General features: G+C 66.2%; 10 protein-coding genes. 4 read left to right on the forward strand and 6 right to left on the reverse strand.

Features of this window, described 5'->3' with window-relative positions:
• Positions 1–25 precede the first annotated feature (25 nt).
• Together CV023_RS12135 and CV023_RS12140 are read right to left on the reverse strand one after the other, a co-directional pair.
• A complete protein-coding gene (locus CV023_RS12135) occupies positions 26–1,294 on the reverse strand; it encodes an alpha-hydroxy acid oxidase (protein WP_230745975.1) in 1,269 nt (422 codons plus the stop codon).
• A gap of 70 nt (positions 1,295–1,364) precedes the next feature.
• Complete coding sequence (locus tag CV023_RS12140; protein ID WP_230745976.1) at positions 1,365–3,053, reverse strand: L-lactate permease; 1,689 nt, start codon at positions 3,051–3,053, stop codon at positions 1,365–1,367.
• A gap of 200 nt (positions 3,054–3,253) precedes the next feature.
• Here CV023_RS12140 and CV023_RS12145 point away from each other — a divergent pair, with 200 nt between their 5' ends.
• The gene (locus tag CV023_RS12145) at positions 3,254–4,048 is read left to right on the forward strand and encodes a FadR/GntR family transcriptional regulator (RefSeq protein WP_230745977.1); all 795 of its coding nucleotides are present in this window, start codon (positions 3,254–3,256) and stop codon (positions 4,046–4,048) included.
• Between the two features lie 3 nt (positions 4,049–4,051).
• Here the strand turns inward: CV023_RS12145 and CV023_RS12150 are convergent, their stop codons facing one another.
• Entirely contained in the window at positions 4,052–7,726 is a 3,675-nt protein-coding gene (locus CV023_RS12150; RefSeq protein WP_230746543.1) for an efflux RND transporter permease subunit, read from the reverse strand.
• Positions 7,727–8,057: 331 nt separating this feature from the next.
• On the reverse strand, positions 8,058–9,263 hold the full coding sequence (locus CV023_RS12155) for a CobW family GTP-binding protein (RefSeq protein WP_230745978.1): 1,206 nt from the start codon (positions 9,261–9,263) through the stop codon (positions 8,058–8,060).
• 165 nt (positions 9,264–9,428) lie between these two features.
• Here CV023_RS12155 and CV023_RS12160 point away from each other — a divergent pair, with 165 nt between their 5' ends.
• Positions 9,429–9,842 carry a Fur family transcriptional regulator gene (locus tag CV023_RS12160; protein ID WP_230745979.1) on the forward strand — a complete coding sequence of 138 codons (414 nt, stop codon included), beginning with the start codon at positions 9,429–9,431 and terminating at the stop codon, positions 9,840–9,842.
• A gap of 3 nt (positions 9,843–9,845) precedes the next feature.
• Here the strand turns inward: CV023_RS12160 and CV023_RS12165 are convergent, their stop codons facing one another.
• Positions 9,846–10,871: a GTP-binding protein gene (locus CV023_RS12165; protein ID WP_230745980.1), complete on the reverse strand. Its 1,026-nt coding sequence runs from the start codon at positions 10,869–10,871 to the stop codon at positions 9,846–9,848.
• A 68-nt stretch (positions 10,872–10,939) separates the two neighbouring features.
• Between CV023_RS12165 and ykgO the strand changes: the two genes are divergently transcribed.
• Positions 10,940–11,062 (forward strand): type B 50S ribosomal protein L36, encoded by a 123-nt coding sequence (gene ykgO, locus CV023_RS12170; protein WP_230745982.1) that lies wholly within the window; start codon positions 10,940–10,942, stop codon positions 11,060–11,062.
• Here the strand turns inward: ykgO and CV023_RS12175 are convergent.
• Positions 11,043–11,747, reverse strand: a complete 705-nt coding sequence (locus CV023_RS12175; protein ID WP_230745984.1) for a GntR family transcriptional regulator — start codon at positions 11,745–11,747, stop codon at positions 11,043–11,045. The two genes, ykgO and CV023_RS12175, sit on opposite strands and share 20 nt — an antisense overlap.
• Positions 11,748–12,184: 437 nt before the next feature.
• On the opposite strand from CV023_RS12175, the gene CV023_RS12180 reads away from it, so the two are divergent.
• Positions 12,185–13,837, forward strand: a complete 1,653-nt coding sequence (locus CV023_RS12180; RefSeq protein ID WP_230745986.1) for an APC family permease — start codon at positions 12,185–12,187, stop codon at positions 13,835–13,837.
• The last annotated feature ends 57 nt before the right edge of the window (positions 13,838–13,894 follow it).

The following is a 13,894-nucleotide window of genomic DNA, read 5'->3' on the forward strand; positions in this document are numbered from 1 at the left end:
CCAAAGGGGCGCTGAGCCGAACGACTCAGACCCCTTCGCGGTTGCCCTGCGCGATGGCCGCCCTCTCCTCGCGGCCGAACTCGTGCAGCTGGGTCACATGGCTCGGGTTGAGTTCGGAGACGTCGGCGACCTGCAGCAGCTTCATCGTCCGTTCGACCTGATCACCGAGGATCTTGATCGTCCGGTCCACGCCTTCACGGCCACCGGCCATGAGACCGAACAGATAGGCGCGGCCGATGAGCGTGAAGTCGGCACCGAGAGCCAGTGATGCGACGATGTCGGCGCCGTTGCGGATTCCGGTGTCGACGATGATCTCGACGTCCTTGCCCACCTCGCGGGCCACCTCGGGGAGCAGTTCGAAGGGCACCGGAGCCCGGTCGAGCTGACGGCCGCCGTGGTTGGAGAGCACGATCGAATCGACGCCGAGGTCGGCGAGCTTCTTCGCGTCCTCGAGCGTCTGCACGCCCTTGACCGAGAACTTGCCCGGCCACATGGCGCGGATCTCCGCCAGATCGTCGAAGTCGATCGAGGGATCCATCGCCGAGTCGAGGAGTTCGCCGACGGTGCCGCCGGTCTCCGAGAGCGAGGCGAACTCGAGCTTCGGCGTGGTCAGGAAGTCCCACCACCACCAGGGCCGAGGGATCGCATTGAGGATCGTCTTGGGTGTGAGCTGCGGCGGGATCGAGAAGCCGTTGCGGGAGTCGCGCAGGCGGGCACCGGCCACAGGTGCATCCACGGTGAAGAAGAGGGTGTCGAAGCCCGCCTCCTTCGCCCGCTCGACGAGGCCGTAGGAGATCTCGCGCTGCTTCATCACGTAGAGCTGGAACCAGTTCCGACCGTGCGGGTTCGCCTTCTTCACGTCCTCGATCGAGGTGGTGCCCAGGGTCGAGAGCGTGAACGGGATCCCGGCAGCCCCGGCGGCCGAGGCCCCGGCGGTCTCACCCTCAGTCTGCATCAGGCGGGTGAAGCCCGTCGGAGCGATGCCGAAGGGCAGCGCCGAGCTGCCGCCCATGATCTGGGTCGAGGTGTCGACGTGCGAGACGTCCTTGAGGATCGAGGGATGGAATTCGATGTCGCGGAACGCCTGGACCGAGCGCTCCATCGAGATCTCGCCCTCGGCGGCCCCGTCTGTGTAGTCGAAGGCCGCGGCGGGAGTGCGCCGTTTGGCGATGGCGCGCAGGTCCTCGATCGTCAGCGCCGACTCGAGCCGGCGCTTCTTCGGATCGAGTTCGAGCTTCTTGAACTTCATGAGGTCGAAGATCTCGGCGGGCTGGGGAATCTGTCGTTTGACCATGTGGGGTTCCTTCCAGTGGGGTTGGCGGGTGGTTACGGGACGGTCAGGGTGGGCTGAAGAGTCGATCGGGTCAGGTACTGGGCACCATCCAGGACAGCACGGTGGACTGCAGGCCGACAAGCAGACACATGAGAACGAGCATGGCGAGTGACCACCAGATCACCTTGCGGAAGATCGCCGACTCCTGACCGAGCAGTCCGACGGCGGTCGCTGCGATCGTGAGATTCTGCGGGCTGACCATCTTGCCGACCACACCTCCGGAGCTGTTGGCTCCGACGAGCAGCAGCGGGTCGATGCCGGCGTTCTCGGCCGCCGTCTGCTGCAGCGTGGCGAACAGGGCGTTGGCGCTCGTGTCCGAGCCGGTCACCGCCGTTCCCAGCCACCCGAGGATGGGCGAGAGGAAGGCGAAGAGAGCACCGGTGCCGGCGATCCAGGTGCCGATCGTGATCGTCTGGCCCGAGAGGTTCATGACGTAGGCCAGGGCGAGGACGAAGCCGACCGTGAGGATCGCGAAGCGCATCTTCACGAGGTTGTCGATGTAGGCCTTGAAGCCGTCCTTGGGCGAGATCCCGAAGCTCAGCGCGACGATGATGCCGGAGATCAGCAGCAGCGTGCCCGGTGAGGACAGCCATTGGAAGTTGTAGACGGTGCTCGTCGACACCTCCCCCGAGGCTGTGAACACATTGCCGTCGAGGCCCGGCCACGCGATCTTGAGATCCGTGCCGGAGAGCCACTCGTTGAGGGCGGGCACGAGCTTGCAGACAGAGAAGATTACGACGATGAGCAGATAGGGAAACAGCGCGAAGAACACCCGGGCCCCGGTCAGGGGCGCGGTCTTCGCCTCCACGGCGGTGTCCACCGCTCCCGACGACGTGCCCGCATCGGGGACGGCGACATTCTCCTGCTCGCGCTCGACGGCCATGGAGTCCAGGGCATCCTGTCCGCCCACCGGCTTCCAGAGCCGCAGCATGATGACCGCCGCCGCGAGCCCGGCCAGGGACGAGACGATGTCGGTGAGCTCGACCGAGAGCAGATTCGAGGACACCCATTGGGCGGCGGCGAAGACGATGCCGACGACGAGAGCCAGGGGCCACATCTGCTTCAGCCCGCGCTTGCCGTCGACGAGGAAGACGAGGAAGAGCGGGACGATGGCCGCCAGCAGCGGAGTCTGATGCCCGACCATGGCTCCGATGTCCTGATAGTCGATGCCGGTGAGTGTGCCGGCCGTGATGATCGGAGTGGCGATCGCACCGAAGGCCACCGGCGCGGTGTTCGCCACGAGGACGACGACGGCCGCGCGCATCGCGGTGAAGCCCACGGCCACGAGCATCACGCCCGTGATCGCGACGGGAGCACCGAACCCGGCGAGCGCCTCGAGCAGACCGCCGAAGCAGAAGGCGACGATGATCGCCTGGACGCGGGGGTCGCTGGAGATGACGTTGATGACGAGGCGGAGGTCCTCGAACCGACCGGAGCGCACCGTGAGCTCGTAGATCCAGATCGCGTTGACGACGATCCACATGATCGGGAACAGTCCGAAGGCGAAGCCCTGAGTCGCCGAGAGCCCGGCCAGCCCGGCGGGCATCCCGTAGGCGAAGATCGCCACGGCCAACGCGACGACCACCGAGGCGATTCCGGCCAGATAGGCCTTCCATCTCAGCGCGCCGAGGGTGATGAAGATGGTCAGCAGCGGCAGCAGCGCCAGCAGCGATGACCACAGCAGACTGTCGGCGACGGGAGCGAGGTCGGGCGTGTACATGGGTTCTCCAACACGGCAGGTGCGTGCTCACGATGATGCGGTTCCACGGTGAACGCGCTTCGAGTATTGTCTTCGGTCGGTGTGCGGATGTGCGGATGGCCTTTATGAGGTCAGACCATTAATCTGATCGTAGGGGCGACTAAGACCCACGTCAAGAGTTCGATGATGAAATGATGGGCCGATGCGAGGAGAGACGAACGATGGCCGCTGAAGGCGATTCAGCCGCACCTGGTGACGCCGCACCAGGCGACGCCGCAACCGGGGGCGCCGCAAACGGGTGGCAGCCCGTGACCCGATCGAGCACGTACGAGCTCGTCATCGATGCCATCGAGGAGCGCATCATCTCCGGCGAGCTGGGGGTCGGGGATCTGCTGCCCGCGGAGCGAGATCTGGCCGCGAAGCTCGGAGTCAGCCGCGCCAGTGTGCGTGAGGCTCTGCGGGTCCTCGAGAGCCTCGGGGTGGTCCGCTCGAGCGGCGGTTCGGGCCGTGGAGCAGGCACCTTCATCGCCGCCATGCCGACCGCCGCGCTCACCCGATTCCTCCGCCTGCATGTGGCCTTGACGAACTTCAGCCTCTCCGACGTCATCGAGACCCGCATCCAGCTGGAACGCTCGAGCGCCGTTCTCGCCGCGACCCGCGCCGAGGAGGACGCCTTGGCCGAGGTCAACGCGCAGCTGGCGATCATGGACACCCCGGGGATCAGCCTCGAGGTGTTCAATGATGCGGACACTGCCCTCCACGTGGCCATCGCCCAGGCCGCCGGCAATCAGCTCTTCTCCGATCTCACCGGAGCGATCCGCACCTCGCTGCGCCGCCCGATTTTCTCATCCTTCCGGGAGCTGGCCGACCCGGGCGTCCTGATGGGCGAACTTCAGGCCCAGCACCGCGGCATCGTCGCGGCCATCGACTCCGGAGACGCCGCCCTGGCCGCGGAGCTGACGGAGCGCCATATCCGATTCTCCGCCGAGGCGCTCCCCGGACTCAAGGACGACTGAGCTTCACTCGCCCTCGGGACGGCGGGCCACCTCGGCGGTCTCCACATCGATCTGCTCCGCCGCGATCCGCTCCTCATCGGCCCGACGATGGGCCGCGCGCTTGGCCTCCTTGTGCGCCGCCCTGGTCTCCTTGCGCCGCTCGACGAGGAGGTAGAGGGCGGGGACGAGGATGAGCGTGAGCACGGTCGAGGAGGTCAGCCCGCCGATGACGACGATCGCCAGCGGCTGGGAGATGAAGACTCCCCCGCCGGTCAGCCCCAAGGACATCGGCACGAGCGCGAACACCGTGGCCGCGGCGGTCATCAGGATCGGACGCAGGCGCAGACGGGTGCCGTGGACGATCGCGTCCATCAGGCCCATGCCGTGCTCGCGGAGTTTGTTGATGAGGTCGATGAGCACGATCGCGTTCGTCACCACGATGCCGATGAGCATGAGCAGACCGATGAGCGAGGGGATGCCCAGCGGAGTGTTCGTGGCCAGCAGCAACAGCACCGCGCCGGTCGCCGCGAAGGGAATCGACACGAGCAGGATGAGCGGTTGGACGAAGCTGCGGAAGGTCGCGATCATCACGAGGAAGACGAGCACGATCGCCACGGCCATCGCCGCGCCCAGCTGCCCGAAGGACTCCTCCTGCTCCTGACTGGCGCCGCCGACGTCGAAGCTGACCCCATCGGGCAGATCCATGCTCGACTGCAGCTCCTGCGCGGCCTGGGTGACCGCGTTGAGCTGCCCGTCTGCCGGGGTGGCGAAGACCGTGACCTGACGGTCCCCGTCCTCACGGGCGATCGTCGCAGGCGTCTCGGTCTCTTCGACCTTCGCGATCTCGTCGACGGTGATCGGCTCACCCTTGATATCGGGGATGGCCGCCTGCTCGTCGGCGAGGCTCTGCTCCTCCTCCTGGCTCTGCTCCTGTTCGCGCTGGCCGTCGACGATGTCGTCGATGGAGTCATTGGCCTCCTCGAGGCCCTTCTCCGCCTGCTCGACGCCCTCGCGGGCCTGTTCGACCTGATCGGCCGCCATGTCGCCCGGACTCGGGGCCGGCGGCGGATTCTCGGCATCGCGCAGGGCCTTGCGCGCCTCCTCGAGCTGATCGGCGGCGTTGTCGCGGGCCTCCCGAGCGGATTCGAGCTGCTCGTCGGCATCTTCGGCGGCCTTACGCTTGGCCTCCTCTGCCCGGGCATCGGTCTTCTCCTCGACCCGGTCGGTGGCGTCCTCCTGCGCATTCTGGGTCTGCACCTCGGTGACGGGCAGCTCGAGGGTGCGGATCTCGTCGGGAGTGGCATCGGGGTGGGTCGGGGCGAGGAAGATATCGCGTTCCTTGCCCTTGAGGGTGACCGTCCCGGCTTCCGTCCCGTGCAGGGCGCCGGCGATGGCCTGGCCGACCTCGGCCTGGCTGTAGCCGTAGTCGGCGGCCTTCTCCCGGTCGACGTCGACGCGGATGACCGGCTGGTCGGCGGCGAGGTCGTTGCGGGCGTTGGAGACTCCGGCCTCATCGGCCATCGTCTTCGTCACCTCGTCGGCGGCATCTCCCAAGGCGCCGAGGTCGGTGCCCGAGAGTTTGATCTCGACGTCTTCGCTGGTGGTGCCGCTGGCATCCTGCAGATCGACCTCGCCGGCGTCCTTCCCGAGGTCTTCGAGCTGGGTGCGGATGCGGTTCGTCGCCACCTCGGTCTCGGAGTCCTCGGTCAGGGTGATGTTGAACTGGTTCTCCGTACCTGATTCGGGTCCGTTGACCGTCGAGGAATAGGTCTCGACGTCCGGATCGGAGCCGAGCACCTCCTCGACCTTCTTCGCCGCCTCGTCGCTGGCGGTCAGTGAGGCGCCGGCAGGCAGGGTCTGGGTGAGGTAGAGGGAGTTCTGACCGGCCGAACCGAGCAGGTCGGTCCGCAGGAAGCTCGCACTCATCATGGTGATGATGAAGATGACCACGGAGAAGGCGATCGTCCGCCACGGGTAGTGGAGTGCGGAGAGGATGGCGGGCAGGCTGCGCTGCTGGAGCCGGTCGACCCGGTCCGAGGCCTCTCCGTTGCCGGGAGCCGGCGCGACCACGGGTTCGACGACCGCCGCGGGCAGGGGCTCCTGGCCCTTGGCCGCACGTTTGGCGTTCCTGCGGTCGATCGTCTTCTGCCTGCGCTCTGCTCTGCGCACGGAGCGCTCGTGCTGCTTGGCCGCCCAGCGTTCGTAGCTGGCATCGGTGGCGGCCTGCCGCTTGGGCGAGAGCGGTTTGGGGCTGCGGCGCAGCACCCAGTAGCTGAAGACCGGGACGATGGTCAGCGCCACAAGCAGGGAGGCGAGCAGGGCCAGGGACACGGTCACGGAGAAGGGGCGGAACAGCTGACCGGCGATGCCGTCGACGAAGGCGATCGGCAGGAACACGGCGACGGTGGTCAGGGTCGAGGCGGTGATCGCCCCGGCGACCTGCTTGACGCTGGCGACGATGTCGTCGATCGTCAGATCGCTTGTGCCCTGGCGTCTGCGGATGTTCTCGATGACGACGATCGAGTCATCGACGACGCGGCCGACGGCGATGGTCAGTGCTCCGAGGGTGAGGATGTTGAGCGTGTAGTCGCCGACCATCAGCCCGATCATCGCGATGAGCAGCGACATCGGGATCGAGATCGCGGCGACGATCGTCGACCGGAACGATCCGAGGAAGGCGAGGATGACGAAGATCGCGAAGATCAGACCGAGTCCGCCTTCGACGGAGAGGTCGTGGATCGACTTCTCGATCTCGGGCGCCTGGTCGAAGATCGTCGAGAACTGGGTGTCGTCGCCGAGCTGCGGGCCGACGCGGTCGAGGACGTCGCCGACTTTGTGGGAGACGTCGACGACATTGGCGTCCTGGTTCTTCGTCACCGCCACGGTGACCGAGTCCTTGCCGTCGGCGCGCGAGAGCGAGGTCTTCTCGATGGAGCCGAGTTCGACATCGGCGACGTCGCCGAGCAGCACGGTGCCGTCGGCGGTGCGCAGCGGGGTCTTCTCGATCTGTTCGACGGCGTCGACCTCGGTCCCGACTTCGACGGCCATCGACTCATCGCCTTCGGAGCTCTGACCCGCGGGGACGACGGTCCCGGCGGCGGTGAGCTCATCGGGGACGGAGCTTTCGACGACGTTCTTCTCGGCCACGTCCTCGGGTCGGAAGGTGATGTCGACCCGCTGCTCGGTCTGTCCGGTGACGTCGACGTTCGACACCCCGTCGACGGCCTGGAGTTCGGGGACGAGCTCGGACTCGAGGCGGTCCCCGAGGGTCTCGGGGTCGCCTCCGGAGACGGCGAACATCGTCACGGGGACGTCGTCCATCTGATAGGACAGCACCTCCACCTCGGCGTCCTCGGGGAGGTTCGCCTTGGCACCGTCGACGGCGGACCGGATGGTGTCGGTCATCTCCTCGGAGTCCTTGCCGAAGGGCCAGCTGACCTCGGCCGTCATCGTGCCCGCCGAGGTGGTCGTGGTCACCGTCTCGAGCTCGCCGATGCCTTCGAGTGCCGTCTCCAGCGGCTCGGTCACGGTCGCCTCGACGACTTCCGGTGAGGCCCCGGGCACGGTGGCCTGCACCGAGGTGCTCGGGAGGTCGACCGAAGGCATCGTCTCCTGGTTGAGCGAGGTGGTCGCGACGACGCCGAAGACGGCGATCACGAGGGTGAGCAGTCCGACGATGAGGCGGTTCTTGAGACTCATCCGGGTGATCAGGGACACGGGTTCCTCCGGTTTCCGGCGGCCATCGCCGGAGATCGTGGGGCGGGCTGGGCTGGTGGGGCCTGGTGGTGCTGTGGTGCTGTGGTGCTGGCACCCGGGGATTGCGGGCGGCTCACGGGAGATCGAGCCTGATCAGTCTTTCAAGTCACCCGTCTCTGCGCGTCCCCCGAAAGGTGTCATTCGCATCCCCCGAAAGGGTGATATTTCGATCCTAGGATCGGTCTCCGGACCGCGGCGCGGGTGTTTTCCCCCGGCTGACCCTCAGGTAATACGGAGGAATTCCGGAGGGTTGTCTGCGGGGGATCACTTGTCGTCAGCTGTGCAGGCGCACCTGCCGGAGGAGGCGTTCGAGGCCGGCGCTGTTAGCGTCTTCGCTCAGCCCGGGCTCGAGGCGATCGCGCACCTCGGTCTCGTCGAATCCTTCGCCGATGACGACGAGGACGCTGTCGTGACCAGTGCCTGTACCAGTGCCGGTGCCAGTGCCGGGGCAGCGGCCGTTGTCGGAGACGTAGACGTTCGGGCCCACCGCCTGCACGCCGAAGTGCCGCGTCGCCGAGCGTTCGGCGACGCGGACCTGGCCCTTGACCCGGTAGACCCCCGCGGGCAGGTCTTCGAGGAAATCCATCACGCGATCCGGGTCCGCCCAGCCCGTCCCGGTCACCGTGATCGCCTGTGCATGCCGGTGACCGGCAGATTCATGACCACCGTCAGGTCCATGATCGGTTTCGGCTCCGCGTTCGATCTCGGCTTGCCGTTCGGCATAGGCGGCGCGGATGAGTTCGCGGATCGGCAGCTCCGGTTGGAGCGGAGCGTCCGTCGGCGAGGGCGCATCGCCTCGACGAAGCCCGGCCCCTCCGTGAGAATCTGCGCCTCGGCGATCAGCCAGACTCCCATGTTCCCCGGCCCCCGGGTCGAAGATGAGCGTGGGATCGAGCCTGCCGAAGCTCGTGCCGATGACGAGGACCCGGGGATTGCGGCGGTGCACTCGGCTGCGCACGGCTTCGACCGCCGCTTCCCGTTCCTCGGCCGGAACCTGATCGAGCTTGTTGACGAGGACGAGGGTCGTCGCCGCATAGCGCATCGGCGGCAGCGCCTCGGTGTCGACCGTGGATGAGTGCATGAGCGCATCGACGACGTCGATGACCCCGCCGAGGTGGAAGCGGTGACGGCCCATCCGGGTGACCATCCGCGCCAGAGTCAGCGGCTCGGCGAACCCGCTGGCCTCGACGATGATCGCATCCAGGCGCAGGCTCGGTTTCGCGAGTGCGACGAGGGCGTCCTCGAGCGAGCTGTCGTCATCGAGGCAGCAGATGCAGCCCCCGGAGATCGAGAACGGTTCGTCGACCTGGCCGACGACGAGGCCGGCATCGATGTTGAGGTCGCCGAAATCATTGACGACGACACCGATCCGAGCATCCGGATGGCGCAGCAGGTGGTTGAGCAGGCTCGTCTTTCCGGCGCCGAGGTAGCCGGTGAGCAGAATGACCGGAACCGCTTCGCTCATTCGTCGTCTGCTCACTCCGCCTCCTCGGTCGCCCCGACCTTGTTATTGGTAACGTTTTTCATTATTCTCGAAACATATGCACTTCGACGCATGCGACCGGCCCGGCAGGACGCCGCCGCATGATCGAGACCGCACCCACGATATCGGTTCACCGCAGTTGAGCCCGGAAGGCAGAGGGCAATGACAGACGGCCACAGCCCGAAGAAGACCCGCAGCACCGCACAGAAGGCACTCATCCGCTCTGCGCTCGAGGCCGAGACCCGGTTCGTCTCGGCCCAGCAGCTGCACCGCAGCCTCGAGGACCAGGGCGCATCGGTCGGCCTGGCGACCGTCTATCGGCAGCTCAATGCACTCAGCCAAGCGGGCCACGCGGATGCGATCACCATCGCTGAGAAGCAGCTCTTCCGCGCCTGCACGCACAGCGAACACCACCATCACCTCGTGTGCGAAAGCTGCGGGAAGGCGGTCGAGATCGAACCGCCCGGCGAGGATTGGATGCGCACGCTCGCCCGCTCACACGGCTTCGAGGCCACCCGCCACGTCTTCGAGATCTTCGGCCTCTGCGCAGACTGCCGGGCCGCGCAGGAGACGTGACCGTCACATTCGCGCGGTGTCCCACGCCGGGAAGTCGTCGGCGAATCGCGCCCAGGTCATCGGCCCGGCGGTCAGTTCGGCATCGGTCAGCGCCGCCAAGTCGAGGGCCTCTCGCAGCTTCGCCTCATCGAGGTCGATGCCGAAGAAGGCGAGATCCTGACCGAAGGCCAGGAGCTCCCCACCCTCGCCGAGGCGGTCATCGAGGGCCAGCGGAGACAGCGTGAAGATGGTTCCCACCTGATCCCATTGAGCGGTCAAATGCGGACGTGAGGCCAAGCGGGCGAATCCTGCCGAGCGGATGATTCGACCACAGTACCCCTGTGAGAGGCAGTCGGTCAGGGTCGCGTGCAGGCGACCGGGATGGAAGGCCCGACACTGCTCGTAGCGGCAGGCGCCGAGACCGGTCGCATAGGCCCTGGGCCAGAACTCCGCATTGAGGATCGCCGTCCATCCCGCGCTCGGCGGACGTGAGGCGAAGGGCCATCGGACCATGCCGTGCACGGAATTCTTCTCGGTGATCACGGCCGCATGGGCATCAGGGTTGAGGTGGCCGATGAGGGCGATCACGAGCTCGAACTCCTCGGCGGACAGCGCCTGCGCGTTCACGATCGCGGCGGTCGAGGCGAATTCGATCTGGCTGACGAGCAGTTCGGCCTTCGCCGCGACGATGCCGCCGGACCCGAGTTCGAGGAACTCCTCGGATCCGAGGTCATCGAGGAGGTGACCGACGTCGAGGACACTGACGAGATCGATGAGCTCCGTCCCGGCGCTCGGGGCGCTGAGCGCGCCGACGATCTCCATCACCGGGGTCTCGGTGGGATATTCGAGGACCACTCCGCGCGCGCCGAAGGCCGTGCGCACGAGCTCGATCATCCGGTCGACGGCGGCGATCCCCTGTCCGGTCTGCTCGGCGGGGACGAGGATGAAGCCGCGCGCCTTCGCCAGACGCATCGCATAGTCCCTTCTCTCCACGGCGCAGGCACCCGTGACGGCGATGGCCTCGACCGAGGCCGCAGTGTGCTCGGGCATTCGCATCCTTTCCTGGAACGATCTATGATTAAGCTTAATCATACTCATTCTCATTAAGGAGTCACGTCATGAAGGTCCGCCGCTCACTGCGCTCGCTCAAGAAGATGCCCGGATCGCAGGTGGTCCGCCGCCGCGGTCGCGTCTACGTCATCAACAAGAAGAACCCGCGGTTCAAGGCGCGTCAGGCCTGACCCACGCATCGGGCCCGACCGTGCCGGGAGCCTCACCGGACTCGAAGATCTGCGGGTTGCGCTCGACGAGTCGCCGGGTGTGGCGAATATGCAGGGCCAGCGTCGCCTCGGCGGCATCGACGTCTCGCTCCTCCACGGCACGCAGCAGCATCCGATGCTCGGTCAGGATGTCCTCCCGACGCCTGCTCACCGAGGGGCTGAGGAGCTGCCGGCGATAGAAATGCGTGAGGTTCCACAGATGGTCGACGGTCTCCCGCAGTCGCTTCGTCGCCGGTCCCGCCGTCAGAGCCCGGTGGAAGTCCCGGTCGCGCTCGACGAGCTCTCCCCTCGACGTCGATGCCGCGACCGCCTCGGCGAGCCGGGAGAATTCCACGAAGGATTCGGTCGTATGACCGGGCATGGCCAGCCGGAGCAGCAGCGGCTCAAGACGCTCGCGCATGAGGTAGATCTCGCGGCACTCCTCGAGGTCGAGCCTCGAGACCCAGGCCCCGGTCGAGGCGACGAGCGTGACGAGTCCCGATGACTCGAGGAAGCGCAGTGTTTCGCGGATCGGGAGTCGGCTGACCCCGAACTCCTCGGCGATCTCCTCCTGCCGAATCCGCGTGCCGGGCGGCAGACGCCCGTCGATGATGCGTCCGCGCAGCTCCGCAGCGATCGCAGCGCTGCGAGCCTGATCATGTGTCACCGCACCGTCACCTCCCTCATCGGACCCTGCCCAGAAGCTTAGACCGCTTCCATGGGCCGCCGGGGACATCCGGGACCCTCCGGCATCACGACTCGCCCGAACCGCAACCGAACTGCAACTCAAGCTCGCAGACGAGCCTGACACGCCGCCTCGGCGAATTCCCTTCCGCCAATTTCGGACGACATTGGATCCGATCGGTATTTGCCCTTGTCACGGAATCGCGATTATTCGCGACATTCTTTCTGTGTTCCGCTCAGCATTGGATCCAATCTGGTCCGCGCTTTCACATTCCCCGAATATCGGAACATTACCGCTGATCACAGGGTGTATATAGGCACTCTGCCCAGGAGCCACAAAAGCCATAATCGTGATTGACATCACTTCTGCATAGGCGCAAACTTCAACAGTCGAAAGAACTATTCGCCACTGAAAGGGAAATGATGTCCACCATCAATCCCCCGACGCCCGGACATCCCACAAAGGTCGAAGTCCGGCACGACAAGGGACTCAAACGAGATATCGGCAAGATCGGTCTGCTCTTCACCGGGGTCGGTTCGATCATCGGTTCGGGGTGGCTCTTCGGAGCGTTCAACGCCTCGGTGATGGTCGGTCCGGCGTCGCTGATCTCCTGGGCGCTCGGCGCCGTGATGATGATCTTCGTGGCGCTCAACTACGCCGAGCTCGGCGTCATGTTCCCCGTCGCCGGCGGCGTCATCCGCTTCCCCCACTTCTCCTTCGGGTCCTTCGCGAGCTTCACCAGCGGCTGGATCACGTGGCTCTCGGTTGCGGCAACGGTGCCGATCGAGGTCATGGCCGCCGTCCAGTACGCCTCGAGCTATCTCCCCTGGCTCATGCACACCGTCGACGACGTGGCCGTCCTCACCGGCCCCGGCATCGCGGTCAGCATCGCACTGATGCTCGTCTTCAGCGTCATCAACATCTACGGCGTCTCGCTCTTCGCCCGCTTCAACAACATCCTCGTATGGTGGAAGCTCGCCGTCATCCTGCTCGTCATCGTCGTGTTCTTCGCCCTCTCGTTCAACCCCGGACACTTCACCTCCCAGCAGTTCGGCGGCTTCGCACCCAATGGCGTCGCCCCCATCCTCGCGGCACTGCCGGCCGCCGGAATCGTCTTCTCCTACCTCGGCTTCCGCCAGGGCGTCGAGTTCGCCGGCGAGACTACGAACCCGCAGAAGAACGTGCCCTTCGCCGTCATCGGCTCGATCCTCGTCACCGGCCTCATCTACGTCGGACTGCAGGCCGCCTTCATCGGAGCCCTGCCCACCGACCTGCTCACCGACGGCTGGTCGAACCTCGCATTCACCAATGACGCGGGACCGCTGGCCGAGATCTCACTGCTCCTGGGCGCCGTCTGGCTGGCCGTCATCCTCTACGGCGACGCCATCATCTCCCCTGCCGATACGGGCCTGATCTACACCGCGCTGGCTCCGCGCCTGTCCTACTCGCAGGCGAAGGTCGGCAATGCCCCGCGCGCCCTGGCCAAGCTGAACAAGAACGGGGTCCCCTGGGTCTCCCTGCTCGTCGTCTTCATCGTCTCGTGCATCATGTTCCTGCCGTTCCCGTCCTGGGCGAAGCTCGTCGGGTTCATCACCTCGGGCACGGTGCTCTCCTTTGCGACCGGCCCGATCGTCGTCGCCTCTCTGCGTCGTCAGCTGCCCGCCCAGGAGCGTCCGTTCAAGCTGCCCGGCGGTGACACGCTGCCGATCATCGGCTTCGTCTGCTCGAACCTCATCGTCTACTGGACGGGCTGGGAGACGAACTGGAAGCTGTTCCTCGCCGTGGCCATCGGCTACCTCGTGATGATCCTCCACCACATCTTCGCGAAAGATAAGAACCGTCTGCCCGCGCTGAAGATGCGCTCGGGCTGGTGGATGCTGCTGTGGATGGGCGGACTCGTCGTCCTCAGCCTGATCGGCCACTACGGCGGCGGCCTCGACCTGCTCGGCTTCATCGTCGGCGAGGTGGTCACCGTGATCTTCTCGATCGTCGTCTTCTACGTGGCCATCGCCTGCCGGCTGAGCCCGGAGGAGGCCGTCGAGGCGGTCGAGCAGACCCAGATCGAGGACTGAGGTTCGGCCGACTGTTCAGTTCGGTCGGACATCAGTGAGGCCGCCGAGGCGGTTCTG

The sequence above is a fragment of the Brevibacterium sp. CCUG 69071 genome, from assembly GCF_021023135.1.
GTDB lineage: Bacteria > Actinomycetota > Actinomycetes > Actinomycetales > Brevibacteriaceae > Brevibacterium.